Here is a 19,479-nt window from a genome sequence, read left to right on the forward strand (position 1 = left end):
CTTTTGCTTTTCTGGTTTGTCATTCCGACCCTGAACGTAGCCGAAGGGGAGCGAACCTGCTTCCTCCCGTTTTTCGCTCGTATCGCCTAGAAAGCTACAGGCAGAAACCAGAAGGCCAGGGTTCCCGCTGGCACATAACGCTTGGGGCAGTACCGGCAAAAAGCGGGAGACAGCAGGCTCACTCCCCTTCGGCTACGCTCAGGGTCGGAATGACAAGCCAGAAAAGCAAAAGCAAAAACAAAAACGTTTATATTGAGCGCTCAAATACAAAAACCCCACCCAAGCCGAATACGATAAACAGCAAAGTATATCTATAACTTGCCTATCAGACGTTCCACCAAGCCGCACTAGACAATTTTGAGCGCTCATCCATATACTGCGATTCAACGAATAGAAGCTTGAAAGTGACCGCTATGCCTGGCCAGTTACAAGGAAAATGCATTCTGATCACCGGCGGCGCACAAGGGATCGGACTCGAATGCGCCCGCGCCTATGTCCGCGAGGGTGCCCGCGTCGCTATCGCCGACGTCGATCGGAAGCAAACTGAAAAAGCAGTCGAGGAACTCGGAGCCTCCACCCTCGCAGTCGATTGCGACGTAGCAGACGGAGCCTCTGTCACCAGGGCCGTCGCGCAGATCACTGCAGCGTTCGGAGCCATCGACGCTGTCCATAACAACGCCGGTGTCAGCATGCCGTCGAAGCCTCTCCACCTGACAGAAGAAGACGAGTGGGACCGCCTGCTCCGCGTGAACCTGAAGTCTGTCTTCTGGACGACGAAGCTCTGCCACCCTTATCTAAAAGCCTCGCACGGCTCGATCCTGAACACCGCGAGCATGGTGGGCGTCATAGGGCAGTCGAACCATGCGGCCTATGTGGCGACAAAGGGCGGGATGATCTCGCTGACCAAGGCCATGGCCCTGGACTACGCCGCCGACGGCATAAGAGTCAACGCGGTCTGTCCCGCCGGGGTCTGGACTCCGATGCTGCGGCAGTGGGCTACAGAGCAGGAAAATCCCGCGGAGATCGAGTCCTACCTGGATCGCATCCACCCGCTTGGTTATTGCCCTGGAGGCGACGTCATCGCGGACGCCTCCGTCTTTTTACTATCACCCGCGGCGCGCTTCATCACCGGTTGCATCCTGCCCGTGAGCGGCGGCGCTGAACTTGGATACAAGCTATGAACATCACGAAGATTTCAGCAGAAGATCGCCGCTTCAAACTTGAAGCAGGCGCCGGATCAGATGCCGTGCACTCCGATCCGGTCTACTCGTTCGCGGTAACCCGCATCGTGCTCGACTCGGGACTGGCAGGCACCGGCCTGGTATTGACGATGGGCCGAGGAAACGACCTGGTCTGCGGAGCAATCGAGCTTCTGGGACAGCAACTCAAAGGCCGCGACATCGAAGAGTTGATGGCGAACTTCGGAGTGACCTTCCGCAAGCTCGCCGACGACGTACAGCTTCGCTGGCTCGGGCCGCACAAGGGCGTCGTCCACCTTGCACTGGCGTCCATCACCAATGCCTGCTTCGATCTCTGGACCAAGTCTCGTGGCGTGCCGCTATGGAAGCTTCTGCTTTCGCTGTCCCCTGCCGAGGTTGTGCAACTACTCGACCTCAGTTATCTGGAAGACGTACTCAATCACTCTGAAGCGCTCCAACTGCTGACAGCCGAACTGCCCTCACGAGTCTCCAGAGAAGGTGTGCTCACTACCGGATATCCCGGTTACGACACCAGCGTCGGCTGGTATCAGTACGATGCGGCGCAGATCGAAGACAAGGTAAAGCGCAGCCTCGATGAGGGCTTCGGAGCCTTCAAGCTGAAGGTGGGCGGACCGCTCGACCATGATCTGGCACGCGCGCAGGGACTGCGCAAAGTGGCCGGCGAAAAGGTCACCATCATGTTCGACGCCAATCAGCAGTGGAACCTCCCGCAGGCACTCGTTGCGTGCAAGGAACTCGGAGCCTTCCGCCCGCTATGGATCGAAGAGCCCACGCATCCCGACGATATCTTCGCTCATCAGACCCTCGCAAAGGCCATCGCTCCGCTAGCTCTTGCCCTGGGAGAGCACGTTCCGAACCGGGTGATCTTCAAGAACTATCTCCAATCCGGTTGCGTGGGATTCCTGCAGCCTGATTGCACGCGGCTGGGCGGCATCAGCGAGTTCATTACAGTGAGCCTGCTGGCAAAGAAGTTCGGCGTGCCGGTCATTCCCCACGTCGGCGACATGGGACAGATCCACCAGCACCTCGTGCTCTTCAACCGCATCGCCATCGGCCATCCTGAGGAGTTCCTGGAGTACATCCCGCACCTTAGCTCTCACTTCGTACATCCTGTCGACCTGCGAGATGGGCGCTACCAGACACCGCAGGAAGCCGGAAGCAGCACGGACTTGCTATGAGCTCGAACACCCTGGGGATCGTACTGTCGTTGCTGGGCGGAGTGCTGGTCGGCAACTGCATGCTTCCGCTCAAACGTATTCGTACCTGGCCCTGGGAGTGCTCCTGGCTGATCTTCAGCATCATCTCGCTGGTGATCGTGCCTTGCGGGCTGGCCTGGCTCGCGCTGCCCCACTGGCCTACTCTCTATCTTTCGCTAAACGCCTCTGAACTCCTCCCGCCTTTTCTCTTCGGAATAGGCTGGGGGATCGCGCAGGTGCTCTTCGGCCTCGCCGTCGTTCGCCTTGGCATGGCGCTGGGATTCACTCTGGTCGTGGGACTCGGCACCGTCTTCGGGACGCTGATTCCCTTCTTCGCCCGGCATGAGGCCAGCCTCGTCAGCAGGAACAGCCTGATGCTTCTTTCCGGCTGCTTCCTGATGATGCTTGGAGTCGGCCTATCCGGGTGGGCCGGCCGATTGCGCGAGGCACGCGGAGAATCCCAGAAGGGAAAGAACTATGGAGCCGGCCTGCTGATCGCCGTGGTCTCCGGCGTACTTTCCTCCATGCTCAATCTGTCCTTCTCCTTCGGACAACCTCTTACCCAGGCAGCGCTGAAGCATGGCGCGCCACCGGCACTGGCCGTTCTCGCCGTGTGGCCGATTGCACTGGCAGGAGGCCTACTGCCGAACGTGGGATACACGCTCTATCTGCTCAACCGCAACCGTAGCTGGAACAAGCTGCGCTCGGTCTATCCCGACTTCTTTCTCAGCCTGCTCATGGGTCTGCTCTGGATCTTCGCCGTCGCGATCTACGGGTTGGCGGCGCACCAGCTAGGCCGCCTTGGAGATTCTGCCGGATGGGCTATCTACCAGATCACGATGGTACTGACAGCCTGCACAGCGGGCGTGCTCTCCGGTGAATGGAAGAGAGCCTCAGGGCGTTCCATCACGGTCTTCTCGCTCGGCATCGCCGCACTGGCCGTAGCGATCACGATAACGGCCAGCTCCACGCGCTAAGGTACTCCTGCAAGCATCAAAGTCGCTCTAGAATGTGGATAGCACACGCGAGATCAAATCAATGGCTGCATCCACCGATTCGAAGGCGAAGCCTTCTCTTTTACTGAAACAGAGCCTGGCAGCACGACTGAAACAAGAGATCATCCGCGGCACGCTCCCCCAGGGGCAACGGATCGTGGAAAAGTTCTGGGCACGCAAGTTTGAGGTCGCCCAGACGTCGGTGCGCGAGGCGATCAATCTCCTCATCAGTGAAGGTTTTGCCACCAAAAACTCCGGCCGAAGCGCTCGAGTCACCTCCTACTCCGTTCGCGATATCGGCCATATTTACGAGGTGAGAGCTGCGCTGGAAGGCCTCGCGGCCCGGCTGCTCGCACAGGCAAAGGCCGACCTGAGCCCTTTGCATCAGGCTGTCGCAGGCATGACCAAAGCGATCCAGCGAAAGAACATCACCGAGTTGCTGGAAGCCGATCTACTCTTTCATCAGCGTCTCTGCGAACTCACAGGCAACGATTTTCTGGCACAGCAGGCCCGCATGTTGCTGGTGCCGCTCTTCGCCTTCGTCTCCATGCGAACCGGAGCCGATCCCCGCCTTGCGGCATCCTGGACCGAAGATGTTGAACGGCATCGGGCAATCATTCTTGCCATCGAAGACGGAGAACCCATGCTGGCGGAACTATCGGTCCGCAATGCCATTCAGAGATTCGGCGCGCGCGCCAGTGAAATCTGGCAGTGATCACCGCTCTGGATCCCTCGAACGAACCATGCAAAAACTCACCGGGTAACGGCTTGCCGGCATCCAGGTGGCCTTCTTGATAACAATATCAATGCGCCATTCAATCACCCTCATGATAATCCCTGGCATTTCATGCCGTCGCGTGCGATTCGAGGCTTGCAGATTGTATGTTTGACAGTGCATCATGACGGACGCAGGCTAAAAATACTTAATGGGAACGATTATCATTAAACCAACCGAATACACGGCCAAGACAACTCTCCGGAACACAACCATTGGACAGGCATGGCTGGAATAAAGAATCCATGACCGCACGACAAGACCGGCAGCACCCCTGACTGTTCAACCACACACCGGAGTTCTGGAAAGCAGAAAGAATCTGATGGACGAACTATTTTCGATTGGCGTTGACCTGGGCGGCACAAATCTGAGAATTGCCTCTTATACAGACGGCACCGATTTTCTCGATACCATCCTTGTGCCGACACGTCTCGCCGAAGGCCGTGATCGCGTCGTGCGCGACATGTGCGAGGCGATCAACGCGCTCGCGATCAAAGATTATGGAAACCGGCGGCTGGCCGGCGTTGGAATAGGCACACCGGGCCCGCTCGAGCTGCCGGAGGGCATCCTTCGGAATCCACCGAACCTTCCTGGCTGGGATGGATTCGATCTCCGCCAGGCCGTCGAGTCGACCCTGGGACGCCCTGTCGAGATCGAGAGCGACGCCAACATCGCGGCCCTCGCGGAGTTTAAATTTGGGGCAGGCCGCGCCCATAACGTCAAATCCCTCTGCATGCTCACGCTCGGCACAGGCGTCGGCAATGGCCTCATCCTGGGCAAGCACATCTGGCACGGATCAACGGGCATGGGCGGCGAAGGCGGCCACATCGTCGTGCAGGATATTGGCGGCGCTCCGTGCGGCTGCGGCGGCTATGGATGCCTCGAACAATACGCCTCGGCGCCAGCCATCGTACGCATGGCTGGCGAACTCATGGGTCCAGCCGCCCCGTCCACCTCTGAGGAGATCGCGCATCTGGCGATGGCAGGCAATCAACAGTGCCTCCAGGTCTTTGAAAGAGTCGGCCATGCCCTCGCCATCGGGCTCACGGGCCTGATCAACACCCTCAACCTGCCGCTCTACCTCATTGGAGGCGGCGTGTGTGAGGCGTGGGATCTCTTTGCCCCGGCCATGTTCCGCGAGTTACCTGTGCGCAGCTACGTCTACCGGCTTACCGCACCTGATGTTTTGCAGCCCGAGCACCTGGAGCGGCACAAAACCTATATTCTGGGCGCGCAGCTCGGTCCTTCGGCTGGCCTTCTCGGAGCCTGCCTTCTGCCCTTGCATCAAAAATCAGGTTCGTCTCAGATCGCGGAGGATACTCTTGTCCATCAATAGATACATCGTGCGCAGCACCTTCGTCGGAGCGCTTGGCGGACTGCTGTTCGGGTTCGATACCGCCGTGATTTCAGGAACGACCGCCGGGCTGACCCACGCCTATTCTCTCTCGCATAACCAGCTCGGCATCACCGTAGCCATCGCGCTGGTCGGCACGGTAATCGGCGCTGCAACGGCGGGCTCGCTGGGCCAGCGCTATGGATCGCGCGAGATGCTGCGGCTCACGGCGATTCTGTATGTGCTCTCAGCCATTGGATGTGCGTTCGCCCCAAGCTGGGTCTTCCTGCTGGCAGCCCGCTTCCTGGGAGGATTGGGCATCGGCGGCTCGTCCGTACTCGGCCCCGTTTATATCGCGGAACTGGCTCCTCCAAAGCTGCGCGGCCGGCTCGTCGGCACGTTCCAGATCAATATCGTCGTCGGCATTCTGCTTGCCTATCTTTCGAACTATCTGATCAGCCTCTTGAACCTGGGTGCGCGCGAGTGGCGCTTCCAGCTTGGGATTGCTTCGGTTCCTGCCGCGATCTTTTTCGCCCTGCTCTTCGGCATCCCGCGTAGCGCACGCTGGCTCACAACCCAGGACAGGCTCGACGAAGCACGCGAGGTCCTCGAGATGATGGGCTCGCCCAACTCCGAAGCCGAGCTCGCCGATATCCGCGAGTCCCTGCATATGGAGCTCAACCAGAAACAGGCCTCGCTCTTCGAATCCACCGGCAACCGGCTGCGCTACGGCAAGCCGATCTTTCTAGCCATCGCCATCGGCGCGTTCAACCAGCTCAGCGGCATCAATGCGATTCTCTACTACCTGAACGATATCTTTGCCGCAGCAGGCTTCAGCCGCGTCTCCGGCAACATGCAGGCAGTAGCTATCGGTGCGATGAACCTGGTGGCGACGCTCGTCGGCATGACCTTGATCGACCGCGTTGGCCGCAAGATGCTCTTGCTGATCGGCGCGATTGGCACAGCGATCTGTCTCTCCATCGTTGCAGTGATCTTTGCCACGAACCAGCATAAGGTCATGCTGGTCTGGGCTCTTGTCGCCTACATCGCCTTCTTCGCCATCTCGCAGGGAGCAGTCGTCTGGGTTTATATCAGCGAGATCTTTCCAACGCGCGTTCGAGGCAAAGGACAGAGCCTCGGCTCCGGTACGCACTGGGTCCTGAATGCGGCCCTCTCGTGGATCTTTCCAGTGATCGCCGCTCGCTCCGGGGCGTATCCGTTCATCTTCTTCGCGGCGATGATGGTGCTTCAATTCATCGTCGTTCTGGTGTTCTTCCCCGAGACCAAACAGGTCTCTCTGGAAGAGCTGCAACGCAAGCTGAAGATCGCGTAGACGAATGACTTCAAGCACAATGCACTCATAGCTTTTGTTTATGTCTTCCCACAGAATCGTCATCCTGAGCGGAGCGTCCCGGCTTTTGGGGACGCTCAGTCGAAGGACCCCGAGGGTTGTAATCTTGCCCTTTCTCTTCGCTCCTTTTCTACCTCAAGCGCTCGAGCCTGAACCTTCGTGCTGGAAAAGGTCTCGACATCGTGGCGAGATAAAGTCCCTCGGGGTCCTTCGACTCCGCACCTCGCAAAAAACGCGAGGCGCTCCACTCAGGATGACGTTTCCGTGGGGAGACAAAATATGTGATTAGGAGTTATCTCCGATTCACCAGACACTAGCACCCGATAGGCCGGGCCTTCAGCCCTTAATTTCTTTACCTCTTATGCTTCCCCGCATGGTGAAGCGCCCACTGATTCACTTCTGTCCCTGCAAGCAGAAACGCACCTGTGCCAAAGACATAACTGGCACCCAGCGTATAAGCTCCAGGAGCCGCGCCCACCGGCTGAATGCATCCCAACCGTCCATCGGCATAGATGTGACCCACCAATCCCGCCCAGCCTTTGGCCACGACCGGAGCGAACACCTTCTCATCCAGCAGATGGTGATTCAAGCCCCAGGCCATTGAGTAAACAAAGAAGGACGATCCCGACACCTCGGGATAGGGATAATCGGCTGCATCCAGCAGCCCCGGCCGCCACAAGCCATCCTCCCCCTGCAGCTTAGCCACGGAGGCTGCCATCTGCTGCAGCCTGTCGACATAGAACGCGCGGCGCGGATCGTTTGCAGGCAGGCTCTCCAGCACCCGCACCAACCCACCCATCACCCATCCGTTGCCGCGCGACCAGAAGACCTTCTTCCCATTCTTCTCATGCTTGTCGAAGTAGCTCTTATCGCGAAAGAAAAGACGCTCCTGCGGGTCCCACAACAGGTTCGAGGTCACCAGCCACTCCTGATGCATGTAGCCGAGATAGCGTGCATCGTGTGTCGCCGCCGCCAGCCCTGACCATACCGGCGGAGCCATGAATAGAGCGTCGCACCACCACCAGACCGGCTTGGCCGCATCGTCGGGAATCTGCATAATCTCGTCGAACTGGCTGTGGAGAGCCTGGATGCGCTGTGGATCGGGCTTCTCCCGATACAGCCACAGATAGGACTGGCCAATCGCCTGATCGTCGGCGTGTGTCTTCCGCGGCCCCAGAGTCCACTGATAGTGCTTCGCCACCTTCTTGACGGCGTCGCTGTACTGCGGATCGTGAAGCGTCTCGGAGGCGGAGAGCAGCCCCACATACAGGGTCGCAAACGTCCAATCCTGGCTGGGTGAATCTGCAATACGAGGCGTCTGCCAGTCCGCGACCTTCTTCATCGCCGCCAGGATCGCGGTAGATTTCATCTCACCGGAGAGGTTCGTCGCCAGCGGCCCCGGATCAGCAGGGGCATCTCCCACCGAGGCCTGCCGCTCATTCGCCGTCATCTGGGCCTGTCCCGGATGAGTCCCCCCGGCCATAAAAAGGATCGAACCTGCCAGTGCCACAACTAAAATCCGCTTCATCCGTTTCCCTCTCATCTATCCCCGGCGCAGCCGGAAACGATTACCCCTAACGAGGATCGTTATCATTGCTGATTTAACCTGTTGGCAACCATCATGCACGCAAAAACATAGGCTGGGCAAGTGAAATAACCCCTGTGATTCGCAGGAGATCCGGTAACTAGCTCTCATCTCTGAGCGGAGACCTCCTGCCCCGACGAAAGGAACATACCCTATGCCCCTTCCGTTAACGTCATTTATGCTTGGTGCACTATGCGCAAGACAGAACCCCGTATACCAACCATTCGCGAAGTGGCAAAGCTGGCCCGTGTCGGCCTGATGACAGTCTCGCGCGTCATCAACAATCACCCCTCGGTGCGCCCTTCAACCCGCAAGAAGGTGGAAGCAGCCATCGTGCAGCTTGGTTATCGCCAGAACGAGGCCGCCCGCCTGCTCAAGGGCCAGCGCGCCAAGATGATCGGTCTCATCGTTCCGGACCTCTCCGATGCCTTCTTCGCCTCCTGCGCTCACACTGTTCAGCACATCGCACGCGCCCATGGGTACATGACGCTCGTCGTCTCCTCCGAACGCGATGCCGATCTCGAGTTCCAGCAGGCCGAACTCATGGCCAGCAGAAAGGTCTCCGGCCTGCTCATCGTCACCTCCACCCGCCGCGGCGACGACCGCCTGCGCGAGCTGCAGAATACTGGCCTCGCGATCGTGGCCTTTGACCGGCCACTCCCTGGCTCCGATGCCGACTGCGTCCTGGTCGAAAACCGTACTGGTGCCGAAGAGGCAACGCAGCACCTCATCTCCCATGGCCACAAGCGCATTGCCTGCGTGGGCTATGACGAAGAGACCTACACCATCCACGAGCGTGTCCTGGGTTATACCCATCACATGAATGCCGCGGGATTGAAGCCGAATATCGCGCTCGGCCTGCTGACTCTCGATGGCATACGCGAGTGGCTCACCGAGGTTCTCGCTAGTAAGAACAAGCCTACGGCGATCTTCTCACTCAACCATCGCACTTCTATCTACCTGCTACAGGCTCTGGCCGAGCAGAAGCTGCGCATCCCCCAGGACATGGCCATCGTCGGCTTTGATGACTTCGATCTCGCATCCATCATCACGCCGCCGCTCACCACCGTTGCGCAGTCCCCTGTCGAACTGGCGCGCCGCTCCATGGGTCTCCTGCTCGAGCGCATCCAGAAGACCCATGACGGGATCGAATCCTCTCCCGCCAAGATCCTTCTGCCGGTCAAGCTGATGGTGCGAGCCTCCTGTGGTCCGCACGAAGAGCGTCCTGCCTGACATTTTTCAAAACCTTATCGGCTAATGGAAAGTGCCCCACAAAAGAGGGTGGCGGCTTGCTCTATCTCACCGGCTCTAACCTTGTCCAGAAGAAACAGGAGAGTCCGCAGAGCGGAGACCCAGGCGGGATTGAAGTTGGGGGCGGTAGGTTCGGCTTAGGCGGAGAGTGACGCCAGTGTGAAGAAGGACGTCGTAATCTCCAGATTCGTTCAGCTTAAGGCCCTGCACTCTGTCTAAGCGGACGATTGCCGAACGGTGGATGCGACAGAATGCCTCGGGATCCAGTTCGTCTTCGAGATCGGTGATGCTGCGGCGCAGAAGATGCTGTCTGGGACCGGTGTGGAGGCAGGTATAGTAGTCAGCGGCTTCGATCCAGTCGATGTCGGTGAGCTTGAGGAACAGGATCTGGCCGGCGCTCTTGAGGGTGATGTGACTGGGTTTCGCCACATTGGCGCCCCCGGCAGCAATGCGCTCGCGTGCTCGATCCAGGGCGCGGTGGAAGCGGGCGTCGTCGAAGGGTTTGAGGAGATAGTCGAGAGCGCCGGAGTCAAAGGCCCGGACGGCGTACTGATCGTATGCCGTAACAAAGATGATCGCGCGGGGCTGGTCGGCGCCGAGCATCTCGACCACATCGAAGCCGTCGAGTTCAGGCATCTCGATGTCGAGGAAGATGAGGTCGGGTTTGGCGGCTCGGATTATCCGAAGCGCTTCGGCCCCGGAGCCGCACTCACCGAGAATTTCGATTGTGGGATCGTTGCGTAGAAGCGTAAGGATGTTGCTGCGGGCGAGGGGTTCGTCGTCGACGATGAGGGTGCGGATGGCTCTTGCGATTGACATGGCTCAAGCCGCCTCAGGCATCAGGAGCGGGAGGGTCATAGCGACCTCGACACCGCCAGTAGGCTGGTTGTGGAGGTCGAGGGTCGACGCGTCCCCGTAGAAAGATTGCAGGCGAGTGCGAACGTTGGCAATGCCAATGCCGGTAGTCGAGCCCTGCCAGCCGGGCGCGAGACCAGGTCCGTCATCCGTGATGCGGAGAGTAAGTGTTTCTGCCGCACGCGATGCGGTAATGCGAATCATGCCGCCCTGTGCGCGTTGCGCGATGCCGTGCTTCACCGCGTTTTCGACCACGGGCTGCAGAATAAGGCTGGGAACCCGAGCATCGTTGAGTTCACTAGGGACTTCCAACTGAATCTGCAGGCGATCGGCGAAGCGCATTTTCTGTATATCGAGATACTTTCGCACGAATGCCACTTCCTCGTGAAGCGAAACCTGTTGGAGCGGGGCGGTATCGAGCGAGCGACGCAGGAGGTCGCTGAGGCCGGCAACCATGTCGATGGCGTCACTGTTGCGGTGTTCGCGGACAAGTGCAGCGATGGAGTTAAGGGTGTTGAACAGGAAGTGCGGTTCGATCTGACGGCGGAGGGCGTCGAGCTGTGCAAGGGAGAGCTGCTCGTTGAGTCGCGCTGTCTCAGTCTGCTGAGCATGGAGACGGTCGCGGGAGTCGATGACGGAGCTAACAGCGAGGATGGCTCCGTAGAGCACGAGTGCAGAGACGATCTCGTTGAAGAAGTGGCCGGTGAAGGCGGGTGCAAACCGTGGGAGCGTGGCATAGGCGTACGGATTGAAGAGGACTTCGAGCCAGGCGTTCCACGCGGAGTAGGCTGCGCCTATGGTGACGCAAAAGACGAGATGTATGGGCCATGCACGTGCGAGAGGGAAAAGGCGTGCGAGGCGTGAAATAAGGGGCGTTACCAGCGCCCAGGGAAACCACGCGACGGAGGTGATGAGGAAGAGCCGTATCCACGCGTGATGCATGCCTTCGGACTTCATAGAAAAGACAGCCTGGGAGGCAGCAAGGATACCGAAGCCGAGCCATATGGATGCCACCCAGCGAGCTTCTCGAGTGCGGAATGGGGGGTACGCGTCCATAGGGAGAATCGTAGTGCAAGGAGGGGTGCGTCCGCAGGAAATGCAGCGAGCTGCCGGAAGTTTGCAGTGAGCGATCTGGTAAACCACCGCGACGGCAAAGATACTTCACGTATGCAAACCCTAGCGAAAAGCCTCCTCTTACTTGCCACGACACTGCTTCTTTGTGCGATGCCTCAGTCGAAGCCTTCGACTCATGCGCCACAGTTCACCAGCGATGGACAGCTGAAGGCGCCTGAGGACTATCGGACATGGATCTATCTTTCAACGGGCTTTGATATGAGCTACACCGCGAGGGCCAGGAAGCCGGAGCATCATATGTTTGACAACGTGTTTGTCCCCCAGGAGTCCTATGCAGTGTTTCTGAAGACGGGAACGTGGCCAGAGGAGACCATGCTTGCACTGGAAGAACGCGAGGGAAAGAGCAAGGGTTCGATCAATCACGATGGGAACTTTCAGGACACTGAGGTGACGGGCTTCGAGGTGCACGTCAAGGATTCGAAGCGGTTCGCAAATGGATGGGCGTTCTTTCGATTTTCCGGCGAGGGAAAACCAGGCGTGATGATTCCCACGACGACGGATTGCTATAGCTGCCATGCACAGCATGCGGCAGTGGATACAACGTTCGTACAGTTCTATCCGACGCTGCTACCGATTGCGAAGATCAAGGGGACGTTGAGTGCGAACTATAAGAAGGAAACAGAATAGGACTGAGCCAGCTAAAGCTATCGCAACACGTCCGCGTCTCGTCCTAGTGAATCACCACGGCATCCGACTCTTCACTCACGATCAACTCGCGAATCCCCATCCGGCCCACCAGAAGAACGGCCAGGGCCACCAGGGCCGTCGAGGACAGTAGCGACACCACAGAGCTGGCACCAAGCATTCCTATGCCCATCGAGATCAGCGCCCCTGTCCCTGTCTGCAGACAGCCCAGCAGTGCAGAGGCCCGTCCGGCATGGCTCGAAAAGGGAGCCAGCGCCAGCGCGGCCGAGTTCGGATAAGTCAGGCCGATGCAGGAAAGAAACGCAAAGAACAGCACCAGCGTCGCTTTCAGCCCCAGCATATGTCCGAGCATTCCAGCAAAGAAGATGGCTCCGATAGCAACCTGCAGGATCAGCGCGATAAAGAAGATCTGCTGGCTGGTGAACTTTCGCAACAAAACAACATTCAACTGGTTGCCGCCGATAAAGCCCATCACCAGGACAGCGAAGACGATTCCAAACGCTTTCGTCCCCAGGTGAAACCCATCCATGAAGATGATGGGCGACCCCGCCACGTAGGCAAAGAGTCCGGCAAAGGAAAACGCCCCGGCTAGCGTGTAGGTCAAGAACTGCGGCTGCTTCAGAATATTCCAAAAGCTACTGATCATCGGCCCGGGACGTAGCGAGACGGAATGGTCCGGCTGATGCCCTTCCGGCAGCAACAGAAACGTAACCGTCAGGATGACAAACGCAATCGCCGCCAGCAGCACGAAGATCCATCGCCATCCCATGCCGGCCAGCAGCAGGCTGCCGATCGTGGGCGCCAACAGCGGAGAGACACCGATCATCAGGAACAACAGCGAGAAGATCTTGGCGCTCTCTTTCACAGGAAAGAAGTCCCGCACCATGGCAATTGCACCGACCTGCGCCACGCAACCGCCCAGCGCCTCAAGAAATCGCAGAGCCACAAACATCTTCAGGCTATGGGCCGTCGCACAACCGACTGAGGACAGGATGTAAACCGCCAGCCCGACATACAGCGGCCGCTTTCTTCCAAAGCGATCCAGCAGAGGCCCATAGATCATCTGCCCCAGCGAGAAGCCCACAAAGTAGGTGGAAAGCGTGAGCGAGATCGCGGGAGTGGTCGTCCTGTACTCATGGGCGATCGCCGCAAACGCAGGAAGATACATGTCGACCGCAAAAGGGGTCACAACGCAGAGCGCGCCCAACAAAACAATAATCCAGATACTCTGGCGGTGAAGATGCGCCAAGGGACTGTACTCCTCTATCCGAACGATGAGGTTCAGTATGGACCTGCGTTGAGTTGTTCAGGGATTGAACGAAAGACGCGGACTCAGCAGGAGTCGGATAGCTCCATCATATCGTTAGCGGCAACGGGGCAGCAATCATGAGGGCGACAGCTTTCATAGCTTTCACATACCCACAGAATCGTCATCCTGAGCCTAGCGCCTCGCGCTTTTGCGAGGCGCGTCCGTTCGACTACGCTCAGGACCGAAGGACCCCGAAGACCTTGATCTCGCCCTTACTGTCCGGATCTTTTCCACTACGAAAGCCCAGGCTCGAGCGCTCGAAGTAGAAAAGGTGCGAAGGGTATGGGCAAGATTAAACCCTCGGGGTCCTTCGACTCCGCGTTCCCAAAAGCCGGGACGCTCCGCTCAGGATGACGATTCTGTGGCGAGATAAAAACACTACTACTCAGTTGGCACTAACCCGCCACTTCGTAGAAAGCGCCGCCAGCTTATCGTCCATCGAAGCTACCGGCTTCGGCGCCGCCGGCCCCTTGGGCTTTGGAGAGGACGGTGCCTGCAGCGCCTTGATCGACAGCGCAATGCGCTTCGTCTTCGTGTCCGCCGTCAACACCTTCGCCTTGACGATCTGTCCGGCCTTCAAGACCTCCGACGGATCTTTGATAAAGCGATTCGAGATCTCGGAGATGTGCACCAGACCATCCTGGTGAACACCAATATCGATAAAGGCCCCGAACTTCGTCACATTGGTAACGACGCCCTCCAGCACCATCCCCGGCTGCACATCCGACAATTCACGCACCGACTCGTTGAACGCCGCCGCCACAAACTGATCGCGCGGATCGCGGCCCGGCTTCTTCAACTCTTCCAGAATGTCCTGCAGGGTGAACGTGCCCGCGGAAAAGTCGGTTGCCTTTACCTTGGCCAGCAGCTGAGGGCTGCGGATAAGTTCGGCGACCGGCGTATCGAGCGAGCTGGCAATCTGAGCGACCAGAGGATACGACTCCGGGTGCACCGCCGTGCTATCGAGCGGCTCATCGCCATTGCGAATGCGCAGAAATCCCGCCGCCTGCTCAAACGTCTTCGGCCCGATGCCCGGTACCTCATGAAGCTGCGCGCGCGAACGAAAGCGCCCATTCGTATCGCGGAAGCTGACGATATTGAGCGCGATGCGTTCGCTAACGCCCGCGACATAGCGCAACAGCGTCCACGAAGCCGTATTGAGATCGACACCCACACGGTTCACGCAGCTCTCGATCACCGTCTCCAGCGACTGCTGCAACTGGCGCTGATCCACATCATGCTGATACTGCCCCACGCCAATGGACTTGGGATCGACCTTCACCAACTCGGAGAGCGGGTCTTGTAGCCGCCGCGCGATGGAGATTGCGCCACGAACGGTAAGGTCCAGATCCGGGAACTCCTGCCGCGCGATATCGGAGGCAGAGTAGATACTCGCCCCGGACTCCGAGACCGTCACCCGGAAGATGCCGTCGATCTTCTTCTCCTGGAAGAAGTCGCGGACAAAAGCATCGGTCTCACGAGAAGCCGTGCCGTTCCCGATAGCGATGGCGCGAACGTTATGCTTCGCCACCAGCGCCGCCAGCTTCTGCGTGGCCTCGGTCGTCCTGCCAGTGTGGGGATAGATCACATCATGAGCCAGGAACTTGCCCGTCTCGTCCACAATCGCGATTTTGCAGCCTGTACGCAGACCAGGATCGATCCCCAGTACGCCGATAGGACCCGCAGGAGCAGCCAGCAGAAGGTGCTGCAGATTCTCGCGGAAGACCTGGATCGCATCCGTATCGGAACGCCGCTTCAGCTCCAATCGCAGCTCTCCCTGGATCGACGCATTGAGAAGCCGCTTCCAGCAGTCCTCAATCGCAAGATTGAGTTGAGCCGTCCAGTCCCCTTCAACACGCAGAATGCTGGAGCGAAGTACGCCCATAATGCGCGGCTCTTCCAGCTCGATAAGCCAGTACAGAACGCTCTCCGCTTCACCCCGCCGAACCGCAAGCATGCGATGCGAAGGAATCGTCTTCACGGGCTCGCGATACTCGTAGTACATCTTGAACTTTTCCTGCTCGTCCTTCGCATCGAAGCTCTTGCGGCTGACGATCAGGCCCTCTTCGAACATCAAGTGACGCGCCGCCTTGCGAACCGCTGCGTCCTCACTGATGAGTTCCGCCACGATATGGCGCGCGCCCTCAAGCGCATCCTCCACGGTAGCCACTTCTTTCGCAGGATCGACGAGTGACTGCGCCAACTCCATCAAACCCTCTGCAGCAGGCGTCTGCGCCCAGATGTACTGGCCCAGCGGCTCCAGCCCCTTCTCGCGAGCGATGGTCGCCTTCGTGCGACGCTTCGGCCGATAGGGCAGGTAGAGGTCTTCCAGTTCGCTCCGGTCCAATGTCGCGGCGATACGGGCCTTCAGATCGTCGGTTAGCTTTCCCTGCTCCGCGATAGAAGCAAGGATCGTCTCCCTGCGCGACACAAGCTCGCGGAAGTAAGCGAGCTTCTCCTCCGTATCCCGAATCTGGACCTCGTCGAGGTTGCCTGTCGCTTCCTTGCGATAACGGGCGATAAAGGGGACAGTCGAGCCCTCGTCCAACAGCGACATGACGGCGAGAACGCCGTGCAGAGGCAGATTGAGAGTTTGCGCGATGTGAAGGAGAATCTGGGGGTCAAGCGATGTGAGGGCAGCCATGTTCACCCCTATGGTATCGAGTCGGAGCGAGGAAAACCCGGCCTCTCCGTCAAAGCCAATGCCTGCACCGCGTGGTAGCACCCGTATCGATTGCTGTTGCCTGTTTTATGTCGTTGCTTGTTTTGCCGTTGCTTGTTTTTCGTCATCACCCTGAAGCGTAGCTGAAGGCCCCCGCATTTTGCGCAACCCCGGCTCCAGAGGAACCACCACGCAGCTACTTCGCCCGCTTCGCTTCCCGTATCCGCGCGATCTCGTCCATGCGCTGCGAGAGCAGCTTTTCGCGACCCTCCTGCGTGGGCTGATAGTACCGGCGATTAGCCAGCGACGGCGGCAGGCACTCCATATCAGCGACACGCCCCTCAACATCGTGCGCGTACTGATAGTCCTTACCATAATCCAGCTCTTTCATCAGCTTCGTCGGAGCATTCCGCAGGTGCAGCGGCACGGGCTCCGCAGGACGCGACTCAATATCCGAGCGCACCGCACCAAACGCCGTATAGACCGCGTTTGACTTGGGCGCCAGCGCCAGGTACACCACCGCCTGCGCCAGCGCGAGTTCCCCCTCGGGAGACCCCAGAAAGTGCATCGCATCGCGCGCCGAGAGACACAGGTTCAACGCTTCAGGAGCAGCCAGGCCAATATCCTCAACCGCCATGCGAACCACACGCCGCGCGACATACATCGGATCTTCGCCCGCAAACAACATCCGGCCCAGCCAGTAAAGCGCCGCATCCGCATCCGAGTTGCGCACGCTCTTGTGCAGTGCCGAAATAATGTCGTAATGCTGCTCGCCCTTCTTGTCATAGAGCAGCACACGCTGCTGCAGTGCCTCCGCCGCAAGCGCCTTCGTCAACAACTTTTCGCCACGCCCCTCGGTCAGTTTCGCCCCAACTTCGAGCGCGTTCAGAGCATTGCGAGCATCGCCGCTTGAGTAAGACGCAATCGCCTCCAGCGCACCCTCTTCGACCTCAAGCTGCAGCGCTCCCAAACCCCGCTCTGCGTCCTGCAAGGCCCGCTGCAACAGCGCCACCACCTCATCCTGCCCCAGGGCGCGCAGCGTATAGACGCGGCAGCGTGACAGCAGCGCGGCATTGATCTCAAACGAAGGATTCTCTGTCGTCGCTCCGATCAGGCGAATCGTTCCACGCTCGACATAGGGCAAAAACGCATCCTGCTGCGCCTTGTTGAAGCGATGAATCTCGTCCACAAACAGGATCGTGCGCGAGCCGAACTCCGCAGCCTTCTCGGCCTCGACCATCACCTGCTTAATTTCCTTGATACCCGAAAGCACCGCAGAAAACTCGATGAAGCTGGCCTGCGTCTCCCGCGCAATGATCTTCGCCAGCGTCGTCTTACCGACACCCGGAGGCCCCCAGAACAGCAGCGAAGCCGAGTCGTCGCGCTCAATCTGCAACCGCAGCGGCATGCCCGGCCCCAGCAGATGCTGCTGGCCGAAAAACTCATCCAGCGAACGTGGACGCATGCGCTCAGCCAGCGGTGCCGTCTTCACGACTCGCTGGGCACTTCGTTCCGGTAATCCTGTATCGAAGAGGCTCATCACAATCCTTTGCTTAGATGGATGCGCCCGAACGCCTCATGGAGGTTCTGCCGAAACGATTCATACATCAACGTCGATCCGGCGATCGCCGCATTCAACGACTCGACGGAGCAAGGAATATGCACCTGCTCATCCGCCAACTCCAGCGCGGTCATCGACAACCCAGCCCCTTCATTGCCGATCATGAGCGCGCAGGGTGCCAGAAGCTTCGCCTGCATCACGGGCGTCGCACCGGATGACCGCGCCACCGCTGCATAAAGTCGAACGCCTTCCGCCCCGAGCGCAGATTTGATCTCACTCAGAGGTCCACGCACAACAGGCATACGAAACACCGACCCAGCAGAAGCGCGCATCGCCTTGGGGTTCCATTGATTGACGGTTCCCGGTGTCACGTACACTCGGCTGACAGAAAACGCCTCAGCAGAACGAATCAACGTGCCAAAGTTGCCGGGGTCCTGAATATCTTCCAGCACAAGGCACACCTCAGAATTTTTCGGCGCCCCCAGAGGCAGCGGCTGCGCGATCCTGAAGGTCGCCGCAACCCCCTGCGGCGAAGCAGTATCTACCGCGCTCTCGAAGACATCTTTGCTCAACACGGCCCAGCTCTGAGCCTGCAATCCTCTGAGAGATGCCCGCTCCAGCACTCCCTCGCTTCCCTCGCGGACGTACACGGTATCGAAGCCGATCCCCGACCGCAGCGCCTCGCCGATCAGATTCTCCCCTTCAATCCCGAGGAGATCGCCGGGCAAAGAGGACTTTCCGCTGCATGCCGCGCGCAGAGCTTTTACGCGGGCATTCGTGCGGCTTGTAATAGGTGGCGGTAAGGTCATCGCGATTCCAAGTGTATCCTTGGTTCATCTTCACGTGCCGTCGTGCTATAAGCGAAGACAGGGCAAAGACGCTCTCCACGGAAAACAAGGGACCCATCGTGACGGCTGAACTTCTCCGCATCCATCCTGACGAACCGGAATCCGCACACATCGACCGCGTCGTGCAGCACCTTAACAGCGGCGAAGTCGTTGCGCTGCCCACCGACACCTTCTATGGCCTCGCCGTCGATCCCGTAAATCTTCGCGCCGTCGACCGCATCTATGACCTCAAGTCGCGCGCCCGGCACAAACCACTGTCGCTGCTGATCGCCGATGTCGCACAGGCCTACGAGCTTGCTCGCGGCATCGACACCGCCTTCGACCGGCTCGCCGAGCGCTTCTGGCCCGGCCCCCTTACCATCATCGTGAAGGCCGGCAGCAAGCTGCCGCTGCGGGTGACCGCCAACACCGGCAACGTCGCTCTGCGCGTTCCGGAGGCCCCCATCTGCCGCGCTGTCGTGGCCAAGCTGGGGCTTCCCATCACGGCGACCTCCGCCAACCTGCGCGGCCTGCCAGAGTGCTCCTATGCCGGTTGCGTGCGCGACCAGTTCGGCGACAAGATCCCGCTGATCGTCGACGGAGGCCCCACCTCCCGCTCGATGGCCACCACCATCGTCGATCTGAGCGGAGGCGGGAACTCCTGGATGATCCTCCGTGAGGGCGCCATCCCCACCCATGAGATTGCTCTCGCCCTGCAGCGATGAAGACACCCTCCATTGGCGTCTGAGGCCGTCTCGCGGCATACTAGTACTTCCCTAC

The 19,479-nt window shown here is 59.2% G+C and carries 16 protein-coding genes; 9 read left to right on the forward strand and 7 right to left on the reverse strand.

What is annotated here, in order from left to right:
- Nucleotides 1–413 precede the first annotated feature (413 nt).
- The 6 genes from ACIX8_RS13415 (at nucleotide 414) to ACIX8_RS13440 (ending at nucleotide 6,852) form a co-directional block, all read left to right on the forward strand.
- A complete protein-coding gene (locus ACIX8_RS13415) occupies nucleotides 414–1,181 on the forward strand; it encodes an SDR family NAD(P)-dependent oxidoreductase (RefSeq protein WP_014265887.1) in 768 nt (255 codons plus the stop codon).
- Nucleotides 1,178–2,398, forward strand: a complete 1,221-nt coding sequence (locus ACIX8_RS13420) for an enolase C-terminal domain-like protein (protein ID WP_014265888.1) — start codon at nucleotides 1,178–1,180, stop codon at nucleotides 2,396–2,398. The genes ACIX8_RS13415 and ACIX8_RS13420 overlap by 4 nt, the downstream gene beginning before the upstream one ends.
- On the forward strand, nucleotides 2,395–3,393 hold the full coding sequence (locus ACIX8_RS13425) for an L-rhamnose/proton symporter RhaT (RefSeq protein ID WP_014265889.1): 999 nt from the start codon (nucleotides 2,395–2,397) through the stop codon (nucleotides 3,391–3,393). Before ACIX8_RS13420 ends, ACIX8_RS13425 begins: the two co-directional genes overlap by 4 nt.
- Nucleotides 3,394–3,454: 61 nt before the next feature.
- Nucleotides 3,455–4,126, forward strand: a complete 672-nt coding sequence (locus tag ACIX8_RS13430; protein ID WP_014265890.1) for a GntR family transcriptional regulator — start codon at nucleotides 3,455–3,457, stop codon at nucleotides 4,124–4,126.
- 382 nt (nucleotides 4,127–4,508) lie between these two features.
- On the forward strand, nucleotides 4,509–5,522 hold the full coding sequence (locus tag ACIX8_RS13435) for an ROK family protein (RefSeq protein WP_014265891.1): 1,014 nt from the start codon (nucleotides 4,509–4,511) through the stop codon (nucleotides 5,520–5,522).
- On the forward strand, nucleotides 5,509–6,852 hold the full coding sequence (locus tag ACIX8_RS13440; protein WP_014265892.1) for a sugar porter family MFS transporter: 1,344 nt from the start codon (nucleotides 5,509–5,511) through the stop codon (nucleotides 6,850–6,852). The genes ACIX8_RS13435 and ACIX8_RS13440 overlap by 14 nt, the downstream gene beginning before the upstream one ends.
- Nucleotides 6,853–7,222: 370 nt before the next feature.
- On the opposite strand, the gene ACIX8_RS13445 is transcribed toward ACIX8_RS13440, so the two are convergent.
- Entirely contained in the window at nucleotides 7,223–8,398 is a 1,176-nt protein-coding gene (locus ACIX8_RS13445; RefSeq protein ID WP_014265893.1) for a glycoside hydrolase family 88/105 protein, read from the reverse strand.
- Between the two features lie 249 nt (nucleotides 8,399–8,647).
- Here ACIX8_RS13445 and ACIX8_RS13450 point away from each other — a divergent pair, with 249 nt between their 5' ends.
- A complete protein-coding gene (locus ACIX8_RS13450; protein ID WP_014265894.1) occupies nucleotides 8,648–9,688 on the forward strand; it encodes a LacI family DNA-binding transcriptional regulator in 1,041 nt (346 codons plus the stop codon).
- A gap of 75 nt (nucleotides 9,689–9,763) precedes the next feature.
- Here the strand turns inward: ACIX8_RS13450 and ACIX8_RS13455 are convergent, their stop codons facing one another.
- The gene (locus ACIX8_RS13455) at nucleotides 9,764–10,525 is read right to left on the reverse strand and encodes a LytR/AlgR family response regulator transcription factor (RefSeq protein WP_014265895.1); all 762 of its coding nucleotides are present in this window, start codon (nucleotides 10,523–10,525) and stop codon (nucleotides 9,764–9,766) included.
- 3 nt (nucleotides 10,526–10,528) lie between these two features.
- The gene (locus ACIX8_RS13460; RefSeq protein ID WP_223295331.1) at nucleotides 10,529–11,575 is read right to left on the reverse strand and encodes a sensor histidine kinase; all 1,047 of its coding nucleotides are present in this window, start codon (nucleotides 11,573–11,575) and stop codon (nucleotides 10,529–10,531) included.
- Between the two features lie 153 nt (nucleotides 11,576–11,728).
- Here ACIX8_RS13460 and ACIX8_RS13465 point away from each other — a divergent pair, with 153 nt between their 5' ends.
- Entirely contained in the window at nucleotides 11,729–12,322 is a 594-nt protein-coding gene (locus tag ACIX8_RS13465; protein ID WP_014265897.1) for a cytochrome P460 family protein, read from the forward strand.
- A 43-nt stretch (nucleotides 12,323–12,365) separates the two neighbouring features.
- On the opposite strand, the gene ACIX8_RS13470 is transcribed toward ACIX8_RS13465, so the two are convergent.
- The 4 genes from ACIX8_RS13470 to ACIX8_RS13485 form a co-directional block, all read right to left on the reverse strand.
- A complete protein-coding gene (locus ACIX8_RS13470; RefSeq protein WP_014265898.1) occupies nucleotides 12,366–13,589 on the reverse strand; it encodes a multidrug effflux MFS transporter in 1,224 nt (407 codons plus the stop codon).
- A gap of 445 nt (nucleotides 13,590–14,034) precedes the next feature.
- Nucleotides 14,035–16,293 (reverse strand): Tex family protein, encoded by a 2,259-nt coding sequence (locus ACIX8_RS13475; protein ID WP_014265899.1) that lies wholly within the window; start codon nucleotides 16,291–16,293, stop codon nucleotides 14,035–14,037.
- Between the two features lie 214 nt (nucleotides 16,294–16,507).
- Entirely contained in the window at nucleotides 16,508–17,851 is a 1,344-nt protein-coding gene (locus ACIX8_RS13480; RefSeq protein WP_014265900.1) for a replication-associated recombination protein A, read from the reverse strand.
- Nucleotides 17,851–18,681 carry a TrmH family RNA methyltransferase gene (locus tag ACIX8_RS13485; protein WP_014265901.1) on the reverse strand — a complete coding sequence of 277 codons (831 nt, stop codon included), beginning with the start codon at nucleotides 18,679–18,681 and terminating at the stop codon, nucleotides 17,851–17,853. The genes ACIX8_RS13480 and ACIX8_RS13485 overlap by 1 nt, the downstream gene beginning before the upstream one ends.
- Nucleotides 18,682–18,779: 98 nt before the next feature.
- Here ACIX8_RS13485 and ACIX8_RS13490 point away from each other — a divergent pair, with 98 nt between their 5' ends.
- A complete protein-coding gene (locus ACIX8_RS13490; protein WP_014265902.1) occupies nucleotides 18,780–19,424 on the forward strand; it encodes an L-threonylcarbamoyladenylate synthase in 645 nt (214 codons plus the stop codon).
- Nucleotides 19,425–19,479 lie beyond the last annotated feature (55 nt).

This window comes from Granulicella mallensis MP5ACTX8, assembly GCF_000178955.2.
GTDB lineage: Bacteria > Acidobacteriota > Terriglobia > Terriglobales > Acidobacteriaceae > Granulicella > Granulicella mallensis.